4 protein-coding genes and 1 pseudogene are annotated in these 14,741 nt (G+C 66.6%); 4 read left to right on the forward strand and 1 reads right to left on the reverse strand.

The window, feature by feature from the left end; all coding sequences use genetic code 11:
- Positions 1-60: 60 nt before the first annotated feature.
- From ACFYNU_RS19310 to ACFYNU_RS19320, 3 genes are all read left to right on the forward strand, one after another.
- Positions 61-1,401, forward strand: coding sequence for a TRAM domain-containing protein (locus ACFYNU_RS19310; RefSeq protein WP_356590729.1), 1,341 nt, complete (start codon positions 61-63; stop codon positions 1,399-1,401).
- Positions 1,402-2,229: 828 nt separating this feature from the next.
- Positions 2,230-5,892 carry a LamG domain-containing protein gene (locus ACFYNU_RS19315; protein WP_356590731.1) on the forward strand — a complete coding sequence of 1,221 codons (3,663 nt, stop codon included), beginning with the start codon at positions 2,230-2,232 and terminating at the stop codon, positions 5,890-5,892.
- A 163-nt stretch (positions 5,893-6,055) separates the two neighbouring features.
- Positions 6,056-13,045: a polymorphic toxin-type HINT domain-containing protein gene (locus ACFYNU_RS19320; RefSeq protein ID WP_356590733.1), complete on the forward strand. Its 6,990-nt coding sequence runs from the start codon at positions 6,056-6,058 to the stop codon at positions 13,043-13,045.
- A gap of 552 nt (positions 13,046-13,597) precedes the next feature.
- Here the strand turns inward: ACFYNU_RS19320 and ACFYNU_RS19325 are convergent.
- Positions 13,598-13,963: pseudogene (locus ACFYNU_RS19325) on the reverse strand (tyrosine-type recombinase/integrase); the annotation flags it as partial.
- Positions 13,964-14,070: 107 nt separating this feature from the next.
- Between ACFYNU_RS19325 and ACFYNU_RS19330 the strand changes: the two are divergent.
- On the forward strand, positions 14,071-14,568 hold the full coding sequence (locus tag ACFYNU_RS19330; protein ID WP_388766824.1) for a DUF2399 domain-containing protein: 498 nt from the start codon (positions 14,071-14,073) through the stop codon (positions 14,566-14,568).
- The last annotated feature ends 173 nt before the right edge of the window (positions 14,569-14,741 follow it).

Consider the following 14,741-nt stretch of genomic DNA (forward strand, 5'->3'; position numbering starts at 1 on the left):
CGCACGTAGACTGAATGGCTGCCGTCCCGCCCCGCCCATCGTCTTGGAGCACCGCCCCTCATGCAGAACGAAACGCAGCCTTCAGCGCAGCCTTCGCTGGTCGGGGAGGAGTACGAGGTCGAGGTCGGCCCCGTCGCGCACGGTGGCCACTGCGTCGCCCGCACCGACGAGGGCCGGGTGCTCTTCGTACGCCACGCGCTGCCCGGCGAGAAGGTCGTCGCGCGTGTGACGGACGGCGACGAGGGCTCGCGCTATCTGCGCGCCGACGCGGTCACGATCCTGGACGCCTCCAAAGACCGCGTCGAGGCCCCGTGCCCGTACGCCGGCCCCGGCATGTGCGGCGGCTGCGACTGGCAGCACGCCAAACCGGGCGCGCAGCGGCGCCTCAAGGGCGAGGTCATCACCGAACAGCTCCAGCGGCTGGCCGGGCTCACCCCGGAGGAGGCGGGCTGGGACGGCACGGTCATGCCCGCGCCGGGCGACAAACTGCCCGCCGGTGAGGTGCCCCAGTGGCGTACGCGCGTGCAGTACGCCGTCGACGCCGACGGCCGGGCCGGGCTGCGCAAGCACCGCTCGCACGAGGTACAGCCCGTCGACCACTGCATGATCGCCTCCGCCGGCGTCAGCGAACTCGGCGTCGAGAAGCGCGAATGGCCCCAGATGGCCTCGGTCGAGGCCATCGCCGCCTCCGGCTCCGGCGACCGCCAGGTCATCCTCGCCCCCCTCAAGGGCGGCCGGCTGCCCCTGGTGGAACTGGACAAGCCGGTGTCCGTACTGCGGATCGAGGAGCACGACGGGGGAGTCCACCGGGTCCACGGCCGCGCCTTCGTCCGCGAACGCGCCGACGACCGCACCTGGCGCATCGGCATGGGCGGCTTCTGGCAGGTCCACCCGAAGGCCCCCGAGGTCCTGGTGGAGGCCGTGATGCAGGGCCTGATGCCGCGCAAGGGCGAAACGGCGCTCGACCTCTACTGCGGCGTCGGCCTGTTCGCGGGAGCCATCGCCCAACGCGTCGGCGAGACGGGCGCGGTGCTCGGCATCGAATCCGGCCGCCGCGCCGCGGAGGACGCCCAGTTCAACCTCCAGGACCTGCCCCGGGTCCGCGTCGAACACGGCAAGGTCGACACGGTCCTGCCCCGCACCCAGATCACCGAGACGGACCTGATCGTCCTGGACCCCCCACGCGCGGGCGCGGGCAAACAGGTAGTCACCCACCTCGCGACCCTGGGCGCCCGCCGCATCGCCTACGTAGCCTGCGACCCGGCGGCACTGGCCCGCGACCTGGCGTACTTCCGCGAGGCGGGCTACAAACCGCGGACACTGCGGGCGTTCGACCTGTTCCCGATGACGCACCACGTGGAGTGTGTGGCGATTCTGGAGCCCGTCGCGAAGGGCGCCTGACCGGCAGGTTTGGGTGATGTGCATTATGTGCGCTGTGAGCGTTACGGGCGATATCTTGACGCTGAAATGACGCTCGTTGTGATGGTGTGTCGCGGAAGGGGCCAGTTAGTACGGTGACCTGTCACGATGAGGGGTCTTTGGCCGCTGACCTGCCTAGATGGTCTTCCCGTTGTTTCCTGCTCGTGCCGGTTGATGAAGCCGGAAGTCCCAGAAATGTCCCAGAGAGTTCCCACGGCTGAAGGACGCCCTTTCGGTTCCACTCGTGGGGCAGCGCGGCGGGGCCAGGGCTCTGCGCTGAAGACGGTCCTGTTCCTCCGCGGCAACGGGCGATGCTCTCCGCTCGCGCGGATGGCAGCCCCCTGGGTAGGTGGACGACTCACCCCGCGCGGGCGCGGGGACCACGTCACCAGACCGCCCAGTGAAGGACCGTAGCCCGGTTCACCCCCGCCTGCGCGGGGACTCCGCGTCCGACTGTGCGGCAGGTGGCAGCTGCGTTGCGAGTGGTGTGGATGGTGTCGTTGCGGTCGCGATGTCTCGGAGTGGGCTTTTGTCTTCCTTGGCCCGGCGCGGAGCCTCGCGCTGTGCCAAGTCCCCTTGGTTTGAGGGGGCTTCGATTGGCAACGACCTTCTCGGAGCTGTGTGTCCAGATCATGTAACCGTGCGTCACGGCGCGTTCATGTTTGCAATCACCATGTATGTGTGACGTCGATCACTGTTGACGGGTTCTGATCATCACTACATAGTGAGGCGACTTGTGTGCGAACTGTGAACGGGTGAGGCGGGGTTGTGACCGGTGGGGTGGGTCGGCGTGTGCGCCGAAGAGTGGGCGTGACGACTCTCGTCGCGTTGATCGCCGGTCTGCTGCCTCAGGTCGCCGCAGCAGGGGAAACCCGGCCGAGCGCCGAGCTGTCGGCGTCGGAGAGGGCCGCTCGTTCCGGGGAGGCGGTCGAGGTCGTCTCGGAGCGGACGGAGTATTCCTCGACGGCGGCCAACCCTGACGGGACGTTCACGCTGACCCGGTCGACGGCTCCGCAGCGGGTCAGGAAGGCTGACGGTTCATGGGGGAGCGTCGACGCGACACTTGAGCGTCGGTCGGACGGCTCTGTCGGCCCCAAGGGTGCGGTGGTTGATCTGGCCTTTTCCGGAGGCGGAGGCAGTAGAGACCTGATACGCCTCGGGGACGAACGGGGGTCTCTTTCCCTGGGCTGGGCAAAATCGCTCCCCGCGCCGACACTTCAAGGTCCGACGGCCACGTACGCGGAAGTGTTCCCAGGCGTCGATCTGCAACTGACGGCCACGGCCGAGGGCTTCCGTGAGGTGCTCGTCGTTAAATCCGCCCAGGCTGCGGCGAGTGCCGAGCTGGAGCAGATCGAACTCACCACCTCCGGGGAGGGATTGACCGTCCGTCCGGGTGCGGGTGGTGGCCTCCAGGCCCATGACGAGGACGGCAACGTAGTCTTCAGCGGTCCCGCCGGACAGATGTGGGACTCCGCCGGGAAAGACACTGGGGACCTGCCGGAGCAGCGCCTCACCGGAGTTCGGAAAGCGCTGGGTCCGGTGGCCGCTGAGGATGAAACCGCCCATCCGGGCAAGGGCGACGCCAGTGCGATCTTGCCCGTGCGGGTGGATGAGAGTGCCGTCGCGGTCGAGCCGGATCTGGAGCTGCTGCGCGGCGAGAACACGGTCTATCCCGTCTACATCGACCCACCGATCGGGCTGGGGGACTCGGAGCGGTCGGTGATCTCTTCCGACGGGGACCGGTTCTGGCAGTTCGACGGCGAGTACGGAGTGGGCCGCTGCGCCACCGCGGCGCCGTACTACTGCACGCTCGGGGCGTCTTACACCAATCGGATGCTGTTCGAGTTCTCGCCGGCGAACCTGGCGGGCAAGAGGGTGCTGGACGCCACGTTCCGGGCACGCGAGACGTGGTCGTTCGACTGCAACCCGCACTGGGTGGACCTTGAGCGCACCAACAACATGTCGTCGGCGACGCGTTGGCCGGGACCCAAGCAACTGGATCAGATGGGCGACCGGAACGTGTCCGCCGGGCGGGGCGCAGCGTGCGATCCGGACCAGCCTGATGCGTGGATCGAGTTCAACGACAACAGCTCCGAGTCGGACGAGAACCTGACGTCGACGGTGCGCGCGTTCGCCGACGGGAAGTTCCCACGCCTGACGTTGATGCTGCGCGCGAAGGACGAGGGTGACGCGAGCGCGTGGAAGCGCTTCGACGACAACGCCGAACTCCAGGTCATCTACGTTCCCAAGCCGGGGGTGCCGACGAGCACGGGGCTCATTCCGGGCAACGGCACGGTTTCGTACTGCGCCACCTCCGCGGCGAGCCCGACGGTCGCCACCCGCGCCGACCCGATTGTCCAGGCCAGGACGCAGACGCTTGTCCAGCCCAAGGGCTCCGACTTCACCGGCGCCTTGCGGACAACGTTCCTGATCGAGCGGCAGCAGACAGACAACACGTGGGTGGGCAACTGGAGCACCGTGACGCCGTCCACGGGATTCCGTCCGGATGACCACTTGGAGAAGGTGCGCCTGCCCGCACGTTCGGACGGCACGCTGTACCGGATGAAGGCGCGGACCGAGTCGTTCTGGACGACGGGCGGTGTGACATCGAGTGTTTCCTCGCCCTATGCGCGCTACTGCTACTTCCGGATCGACTCGAAGGCGCCGAGCGCACCGCAGATCACGGCCCAGGGACCGTATATGGGATGCGTCGAGTGCGTGGGTGAAGGGACGCCTGGCAAGCCGGGTAGGTTCACGTTCAAGCCGGACCCGTCCGACACGGACATCAAGAACTACCAGTGGCGTCTGCTGACCATGCCGGCGGGCGAGACACGCCAGGTAACTGGTGCTACGGCGGTGGTCAAGGACGTCACTCCCACGCTGGCCGGTGAGCAGGTGCTCAGTGTGCGGGCCAGTGACCTGGACGCAGATGGGCGGGTGCGGTTCGGTCCGTGGGCGGAGTTCGCGTTCAAGGTCGCCGCTCCCGAGGGGCCGGTCGGTCTCTGGCACTTCGACGATGCCCTACCGGGTTCGACGGTCGTCACGGCGAAGGACAGCGCCACGGCCGGAGTCCGTCACCACGCGACGCTCCGCCCCCCGAATACGGCGGGAAAGGGTGCGTTCTGGTCGGTGAAGGGCCGACGGGGGACAGGTGACTACTCTCTCGGCCTCAACGACGACTCCGGTGAGGCTCAGGAGACCGCCTACGCCTCGACAGCGGGCCCGGCGGTGAACACGAAGGACTCGTTCACGCTGTCCGCATGGGCCCTGCTGACGGACACGCAGAAGAGCGGCACGGTGGCCTCAGCTCCGGGCACCTTCGGGTCCGCGTTCCAGTTGTACTACTCGGGCACCACGAAGAAGTGGGTGTTCGCACGCGTGGCGGCCGATGTGGCCAGCCCGGTCATGGTGCAGTCGTCGGCCGTGGCGTCGAACCCGCCCGGGGAGGTCTGGACGCATCTGACCGGTGTGTTCGACACGCACGACGACACGGAGAAGACGAACGACACCATCCAGCTGTTCGTCAACGGGCGCCCGCAGGGCTCTCCGGTGAGACTCTCCGCGGCCAATCCTGCGTACACACCGGTCACTTCCACCAAGGACATGCTGATCGGACGCTCCCCGGCGGGGGAGTACTTCTCCGGCCGGCTGGACGAACTCGCCCTCTGGCAGAGCGCGCTCACCCCGGACATGGTCCGTCAGGACAGCGCCGCGCTCTCTCCGGAGGGGGTGCCGGCCACTGAACTCGTCGGTTACTGGGACACGGCATCGGCGGCCGGCGGACGGGTGGAGGAATGGACGGACTACACATCCCCGGCCATGACCATCTCGGCGACCGGGGCGGTGCCACGCCCTGAGGAGAACGAGCTCGATCTCGACGGCGTGGTCGGCTACTTGACCACCGACGGTCCTGCGGTGGACGAGACCGGCTCCTTCACCGTCACGGCGGATGTGCAGGTCGACAAGGCCCTGATGGAGGCCAAACCCATCGGCTACCGAGGCCAGGTCTTCAGCCAGGCCACCTCGAAGGGCAGCGAATCGTCGTGGGCGCTGTGGGTCGAGAAGATCGACCCGGACGGTGACGGCATCGCTTCGTACTACTGGAAGTTCGGGCGCACCGGTACCGACGGGAACGGTGCGGTGACCGGGCAGGCACAGGTGGTTTCCGAGTTCGAGGCGGAACTCGACACCTGGGTGCAGGTGACCGGGGTCTACGACGCCAACGAGGCCGTGGACACCGGATTCGGCACCACCCGTCTGTATGTGAGCCAGTCCGAGCAGCCAGCGGCCGACGATGCCTCGTTCGTCACGCCGGTGCAGGGAGCGGGCGCGCTGTCCTGGGGGCGCGGCTCGTCCGGTGGGAAGACCGATAACTACCTGCCGGGAGTTCTGGATGAAGTGCGCGTCTGGGCCGGGGCGATGACGGAAGAGCAGATCGGGTCCAAAGTCATGGGCGACCCGGGCGCCGAATAGGCCGTCGTGCCGAGGCGACAGCCTTTCTCCTGTCGCCTCGGCAAGGTCGTACAGCGGCTCACCGAAGTCTTCTGCAGCATCACCAGACGCCCCGGGCACGGACGGTGGCGGTCCGGAACATGTGCCGTCTTGATGAAGTCGGCTGGAATGGGGAGCGGATCCGATGAGGGGCAAGTACGGTACGGCTGGCGGCGGCGGACCGCGCGTCAGGATATGGCTGCGACGCGTCGCCGTGGTGACCGGATTCGCCCTGATGCCGGGACTACTCAGCCCGGTGGTGTTCGCGGACGATCCCGCATCGCTGGGCGCGCCGAAACTGGCGGCCCCGAAGGCGGCGGAGGTTATCCCGTTCACCGCGAAGGTGAACAAGAAGCAGGCCGCCGTGATGAAGAAGGCCGCCGACACCCACCGCAGGGACACTGCCCGCGCGAAGAGCGACCGAGCAAGGACCGTGACCTGGCCGCAAGCCGGACGTACGACGCTGACTCCGTCGGCCACCGGCACCGCGCAGAGTTCAGCGGGTGGGCTTCCCCTCAGCCTGATCGCCGCCTCCTCCTTGGCGAAGAAGCAGAAGCCGGTCAACGGAGCGGTGGAAGTCACCGTCCTGGACCAAAAGCAGGCCGCGCAGCTCGGGATCAAGGGCGTCGTCCTGACCGTCACCGGACCCGCCACCGGCGGCACCGCCCAACTCAGTCTCAACTACAAGAAGTTCGCCTCCGCCTACGGCGGTGACTGGGCCGGACGCCTCCAGATCCAGCGCCTGCCCAACTGCGCACTGACCGACCCGGCCGCATCGAAGTGCCGCACCCGCACACCGCTGGACTTCACCAACGACCGCGCCCACAGCACTGTTACGGCACCAGTCGCTTTCACGTCGGCTGCGTCCTCCGGAAGGACCGTGGTCCTCGCCCTCGCGGCCGGCAGTGAATCCGGTGCAGGTGACTACAAGGCCACCCCGCTCTCCGCGTCGTCGACCTGGGAAGCCGGTGGTTCTTCGGGCACCTTCACCTGGTCCTACCCGCTACGGACCCCACCCGCTGCGGCCGGCCCCGCGCCGGATCTGTCGATCTCCTACGACTCGGGCAGTGTCGACGGCCGTACGGGCTCGACGAACAACCAGGGCACCGCCATCGGTGAGGGCTTCGACATCACCTCGTCCTACATCGAACGCAAATACGGCTCGTGTGACGACGACGGTCAGGACGACAAGTTCGACCAGTGCTGGAAGTACGACAACGCCTCCGTCGTCCTGAACGGCAAGGCCAGTGAACTCGTCAAGCAGGACGGCAAGGGTGGCGCACCCGGCGAGGCCGATGAGCCCGGTGTCTGGCGGCTCAAGAACGATGACGCTTCGACCGTCACCCACTCCACCGGCGCCGACAACGGCGACGACAACGGTGAGTACTGGACCATCATCACGGGCGAGGGCACCAAGTACGTCTTCGGCCTCAGCAAGCTCGACGGCGCACCGGCGGACGAGCGCACCGACTCGGTGTGGACCGTGCCGGTCTTCGGAGACGACTCCGGCGAGCCCGGATACAAGGACGGGACCAGCTTCTCCGGCCGGGACAAGAAGCAAGCATGGCGGTGGAACCTCGACTACGTCGAAGACACCCGTGCCAACGCCATGTCCTACTGGTACGACTCCGAGATCAACTACTACGACAAGCTCGGCGACGACAACACCGGCACCGCCTACACCCGCGGTGGGTGGCTGAAGGAGATCCGCTACGGCCAGCGCGCCAAAGCCCTCTTCAGCGGCAGCCCCGCAGCGTCGAACAAGGTCGTCTTCTCCTACAAGGAGCGCTGCGTCGCCACCGGCACGGGCTGCGACTCGCTGACCGAGGACGCCCGGGACAACTGGCCCGACGTGCCCTTCGACTCGGTGTGCAAGGAGGGCGACAAGTGCACCGGAAACGTCGGCCCCAGCTTCTTCACCCGCAAGCGGATGACCGCCATCTCCACCTACGCGTGGAACGCAGCTGCCGCGATCCCCGATTTCGCCCCGGTGGACACCTGGGCGCTCAAGCAGCAGTACCTCGACCCGGGCGACACTGGTGATTCCTCCGACCAGTCACTGTGGCTGGACGAGATCCGGCACACCGGCCGGCACGGCACCGAAATAGCCCTGCCCCCGGTCACCTTCACCCACGAGTTCCTCGCCAACCGCGTCGACGGCAACAGCGACGACATCCTGCCCCTGCACAAGCCGCGCCTGTACACGATCACTTCGGAGACCGGCGCGCAGTCGGTGGTCAACTACCTGCCGGCCGACTGCACCGCCGGACAGGCCAAACCGGCCGTCGACACCAACACCAAGCGCTGCTACCCGGTGTACTGGTCCCCGAACGGTGAGAAGACACCGATCCTCGACTGGTTCCAGAAGTACCCGGTCCAAGCCGTGTCCACCACCGACCCGCACGGCGGATCCGAGGCCGTCGAGCACACCTACACCTACACCGGTGGCGGGGCCTGGCACTATAACGACGACCCGATGATCAAGGAGAAGGAACGCACCTGGTCATCCTGGCGTGGCTACGGCCAGGTCACCCACGTCACCGGCCGCCCCGGCAAAACGCAGTCCAAGACCGCGACCGTGTACCTGCGCGGGATGAACGGCGACCGCGTCCTTGGATCCGACGGGAAGACCCCGCACGCGACCGACCGCAAGAGCGTCACGGTCACCGGTATCAAGGCGCCAGGGATCACCGACTCCGACCAGTACGCGGGGTTCACCCGAGAGTCGGTCACCTACAACGGGGCCCAGGAGGTGAGCGGCAAGATCAGCGATCCTTGGTCGAAGAAGACCGCCACCCAGCACAAGTCGTACGCCGACACTGAGGCGTACTTCGTCCGCGTCGCCGCGACCCACGACCGGACCAACATCACCACCACCGGCACCCCGCGCGACCGGATCCGTACCGCCACGACGACCTACGACGACTACGGCATGCCCGAAACCGTCGATGACAAGGGCGACAACGCCGTCACCGGCGACGAGAAGTGCACACGCACCTGGTACGCCCGCAACGACACCGTCGGAATCAACAACCTCGTCGCCCGCACGCGCACCGTCGCCCAGCCCTGCGCCACCACCGACACGGCACTCGACCTGCCCGTCGACTCCACCCGCCCCGGCGACGTCGTCTCCGACACCGCCATCGCCTACGACACCACCACCTGGACGCAGGAGCATAAACCCACCAAGGGTGAGCGCCGCTGGACCGGCAGGGCCACGTCGTACGGCGCAGACAACCAGCCGGCCTGGCAGAAGATCACGACGGTCACCTACGACGCGCTCGGCCGCCAGCTCACGGTCAAGGACACCAACGACACCACGACCTCCACCAACGCCTACACCCCGGCGGAGACCGGCCCGCTCACTGCCACCACGGTCACCAACGCCAAATCCCACCGCACCATCAGCCTGCTCGACTACGCGACCGCCGCCCCCCTGAAGGTCACCGACCCCAACAACAAGGTCAGCGAGTCCACGTACGACGCGCTCGGGCGCATCAAACAGGCATGGCTCCCCAACAGCCCCAGATCCGGCGGCAAAAGCCCCAACTACGTCTACGACTACGGCATCACGGCCACCGACCCGCCCTGGGTGTCCACCGGCACCTTGCAAGGCGACGCAGCCGGCTACAACACCACCTACGAGATCTACGACTCCCAGCTGCGCCCGCGGCAGACTCAGTCGCCCTCGCCGCTCGGCGGCCGGGTGATCGGCCTGACGATGTACGACGACCGCGGTCTCGCGGTGTCCTCCCAATCAGACATCTGGGACGACGAGACCGCGCCGACCTCCGTTATCGCCCAGACCGAAGGCGGTCAGGCACCCGTACAGAACGACACCACCTACGACGGGGCGGGCCGCGCGGTCAAAGCGGTCACGATGCACTTCGGCCGCGTGCGGTGGACCACCGAAACCGCCCACACCGGTGACACCGTCACCAACACCGCGCCCATCGGCGGCCAAGCCACCGCTGTCGTCACCGACGCCCTCGGCCAGACCACTCAGCGCCGCGAATACGCGGGCACCCAGCCGACCGGCGCCGATTTCACCACGACGGACTTCACCTACACCGGCGCCGGCAGGCAGCACACGGTCACCGGTCCCGACCGGGCCAAGTGGATTCACACCTATGACCTGTTCGGCCGTAAGGCCAGCTCTACCGATCCTGACTCGGGCACCGTCAGAACTCAATACGACGAACTCGACCGGGCCATCTCCACCACCAACGCTCTCAGCAAGACGGTGCTCTCCGAATACGACGCCCTTGGACGCCAGACCGGGCTCTGGGACAACACCAAGACAGATGCCACGAAGCTCGCCGCCTGGACCTTCGACACCCTCGCCAAGGGGCAGGTCGACACCTCCGTACGCTACGAAGGCGGCCTGAACGGCAAGTCGTACACCACCAAGGTCACCGCCTACGACCCCGTGTACAACGTCACCGGCACCCAGTTGACACTGCCCGCCACAGACCCGCTGGTCACGGCGGGAGTGCCCGCCACCCTCAACTTCTCCACCGTCTACAACGTCGACGGGACCGTCCGCAGCAACACCCATCCGGCCGCAGGCGGCTTGCCCGCCGAGGCAGTGTCCAACAAGTACAACGACCTGGGCCTCCAGACCAGCGCGAGTGGCACCGGCGCCTACCTCAAGGACGCGACCTACTCCGAACTGGGCGATCTGCGCCAACTCACGCCCTACACCAGCCAGAACCTCGCCTTCACATTCGGGTACGAACCCGGCACACGCCGTCTGAAGAGTTCCATCGTCAGCGACACAGCACACCCCGGCCGCTTGCAGGACCTCAACTTCACGCAGGACGACGCCGGAAACATCACTTCGATCTTCGACGCCGCCACCCAGGGCACCAGCGGCACGACGAAGACCGACAACCAGTGCTTCACCTACGACGGCCACCGCCGCCTCATCGAAGCCTGGACCCCCAGAACACCCGACTGCGCCACCACCGGCCGCACCACAGCCAACCTCGACGGTGAAGCCCCTTACTGGTCCAGCTACACCTACACCACGGGCGGCCAGCGCAAAACCGAGACCAAACACACCACCACCGGCAACAACACCACGACGTACGCCTACGGCACCCCGACCGGCCAACCGCACCCCCTCGCCAGCACCACCGGGGTGAAGACCGGCACCTACACGTACGACAAGTCCGGCAGCACCACCAGCCGCCCCGGCGTCCAGGCCCAGCAGACCCTCACCTGGAACACAGAAGGCAAACTCGCAACCACCACCGAACCCGCCGCCGGAACCAAACCCGCCACCGGCACCAGCTACCTCTACGACGCCGACGGCGAACTCCTCATCAGCCGCAACACCACTGGCGACGGCGACACCGTCCTCTACCTAGGCGGCGGCAGTGAAGTCCGGCTCACCACCAAAGGCACTGCCAAAACCCTGACCGGCACCCGCTACTACACCGCCGCCGGGAAGACAATCGCCCTTCGTACTGCGACCCTCGGGACGACCGGCAGCAAACTCGCCTTCCTCGCCGGCGACCACCACGGCACCTCCAGCCTCGCCATCGACGCCGCCACCCTCGCGGTCACCAAGCGCTACACCACACCCTTCGGGGCCCCCCGCGGCAGCGCCGCCACCACCTGGCCCGATGACAAAGGCTTCCTCGGCAAACCCGCCGACAGCGCCACCGGCCTCACACACATCGGCGCCCGCGAATACGATCCCGGCGTCGGTCAGTTCATCAGCATCGACCCCGTCCTTGCCGTGGACCAGCACCAGTCCATGAACGGCTACGCGTACGCCAACCAGAACCCGGCCACGTACGCCGACCCCACGGGCCTGTGGATCGACAACGGGAACGGCCAGTCGGAGATCCGCGACGACGGCCACGGGGACCACAACACCCTCATCCCCGCCACCGGTAAGCACGGAGAGGATCAGTGGCCTGTCCCCGGCGGCAGCGGTGGCGGTGGCAAGGGCGGCGGAGGCGGTACCGCCTCCGCACCCAGCAGCGGTGGCGGTGGCAAGGGCGGCGGAAGTGACTGTGGCTTCTGGTCCAAGTGCGGATGGGTCAACGCGTTCGATGACGCAGGGAACTGGATCGGCGACAACAAGGGCATGATCGCCTCCGTTGTGACTGAAGTAGTAGTGGGCGGAGCGTGCTTCGGGGCTGCGGCGGGCGCAGGACTGGCCACGGGAGGCGTCGGATTCGGCGCCGCCGCTGGCTGCGGCGCCGTTGCGGGAGCAGCAGGCAGCGCCATAGGAAACGCGTTCGACGACAACGCGGATCACAGCGTGTCCGGGCAGCTCTCAGCCCAGGCCGATGGAGCTATATGGGGTGCAGCAGGCGCCGGCGCCTTCTACGGAGTAGGTCAGGCAGCCAAGTTCCTTGGCAAATGCCACAGTTTCCTCCCCGGCACCGGAGTTCTACTGGCTGACGGCACACGCCGAGCCATTGAGGAAATTGATGTCGGGGACACGGTTGTCACCACCGACACGAAGACGGGGAAGACCACAAAGAAAAAGGTCGTCGCCACCATCACCACGGAGGACGACGAGGACTTCACCGAGATCACCATTTCTCTAGACGATGATTACTCAAGCATCGTGGCAACCGATACCCACCCCTTCTGGGTGCCCGAACTCAGAAAGTGGGTGAAAGCCGGAGACCTCTACCCGGGTCAGCGGCTGCGCACTAGCGCCGGGACGCACGTCCAGATCACCGCGACAACTCACTACACCAAGCAACAGCGTACCCACGACCTCACGATCCAGGACATCCACGCGTACTATGTACTGGCGGGCGAGACTCCGGTCCTCGTTCACAATGCAACGCCAGGCCAGAAGTGCGATCTGACGCTGGGTGCTGGTCCGAATGCCCGAGAGGGAGTAGGCCTGGAGAACGGCGACATTGAAGCAGATGGCGTTCGAGATTTGATCAATGAATCCGGAAATAAGTACGGCTGTCACACTTGCGATGCCAGGACCCCCGGTACCAAGGACGGGGACTGGATTCCAGATCACCAGCCGCCGTCCAGTCTCGTCCCTCCCGGATCTCCTCAGACTGCGTATCCTCACTGTCTGCCCTGTGCTAGGCGGCAGGGTGGAGTCGCCTCGCAACTTTCACAAGGAAAGAGTAAGAAGGAATGGTAGCTAATAGCCCCGTGGTTGCATTCCTGGCAAAAATCGAGCACGGATGCCTGATCTTGCGGGATGCAGGAAGTGACGATGATGTCAGCGACTGGGACCCGACGTCGAGCAGTTGGTATCAAGACGGCAGCTCGCTCATCTTCGGCGTTCAGGCCAGTGTCGATGGGCCTGTCGAATGCGAGGTGTGGAAGTCGACCCCACCCGTGGCGCTCACTGCGAACCTCTTTGAGGTGTCACTCCCATGTCCGTCTGGGTGGCTCGTATTGCACGACCCGAACGAATATGCCCGAATGCAATTCACGGGATTCCGTGGCTCTGTGGCCTGTTCGGCAATGGTCGATGATCCGCAATTTCCGTCAAAGGTTCAAATCTTGCTGAGGGCGGAAGGCGAGTAGCTCCTCGACGCTCACAGGGACGGGCGGCAACGCCGGCTCAGTCTGCGGCGGGGTGTGGCGTGCCGCCTCGTACGGGGTGTCGATGATCTGGTTGATCCGCCGAGTGGAAGCGGTCGAGATACGGGCCTCCCGAGTCCCTGCTCAGAACGGGCGGCGGTCTTTACCCCGCGTTCGGTGGAAACCCCTTCCGTCGGACTACGGCGGTGCAGAATGGCGGTTCGTCGCCGACGGCGCTGACCGTCTCGGTGCTCGCCGGACCGTCGGTCGCGGTGCCGAGCGTATCGATGGCCTGGCGTTGGAGTCGGAGGCGTACGTGGGCGTAGACAGTAGCGGTGACGCCGATGTAGGCGTGGGCGAGCAGTTCCTTGATGACGAGTTCGACGCCCTGTTCCAGGAGCAGGGGCGCGGTTGTGTGGAGGAGGTCGTGAAAGCGGATACGGCGGAGTCGGGCTTGGTCGAGGAGTCGGCGGAAGCGGCGGGTCATGTTAGCGGGGTCGAGTGGTCTGCCGGTCGCGGTGGTGAAATGATGACGCAACCCCGTGCCCTTCGTAATCGACCCGAGCGAACTCGTAGCACTGTGGTGCGCAGTCCCGTGTCGCCCGTGTCTGTGCCGCGGCTGGTCAGGCCGCGAGCCTGACCCTCGCCCAACTGCGGGCCCCGGGCGGGTTTTCCCTAGCCTCCGATCCGGCACCCGTCGTTCACGCCGTGGAGAACCCCAGCATCCTGGCTCTGGCCGTACGTCGCTTCGGTCCCGACTGTCCGCCGCTTGTGTGTACATCCGGCTGGCCCAACAGTGCGGCCATCCACCTCCTCCGCCTTCTCGCGAATCAGGGCGCAATCCTCCGTTATCACGGCGACTTCGATGGCGAAGGCATCCGCAGCGCCGCCTATCTTCTTGACAAGGCGCCGGCCCGCCCCTGGCGCATGACGGCGGTGGACTACCGCGCCGCGGCAGCCGGCACATCGCACGGGCCCGAGCCCGGCCGACTCACCGAGGCTCCCTGGGACCCCGAGCTGTCCCGTGCCATGTCCGAACACGGCACCGCCGTAGTCGAGGAGCTGGTGGCTGACGTCCTGTTGGCAGACCTGGTCGAAGCGACTGAGTGGGGGAGCTCCTCCGACCAGTCGTGACGCTCGAAGGACGTCTACGGGGAAGCTTGACCGGGCGGGTGACCGAGTGCGCGCCCGACCTGCCGGTCGGCCTTCTGAGCCCTTGCGTTCTCGGGTTCATTCCTCTCCGTTACACAGTCCTGCTGTATGTCACCGCGTCGACGTAGATAGATTTGTCGCCCGGCACGCAGGGT

Origin of the sequence: Streptomyces sp. NPDC006643, from assembly GCF_042870175.1 — a bacterium.
Taxonomy (GTDB): Bacteria; Actinomycetota; Actinomycetes; order Streptomycetales; family Streptomycetaceae; genus Streptomyces.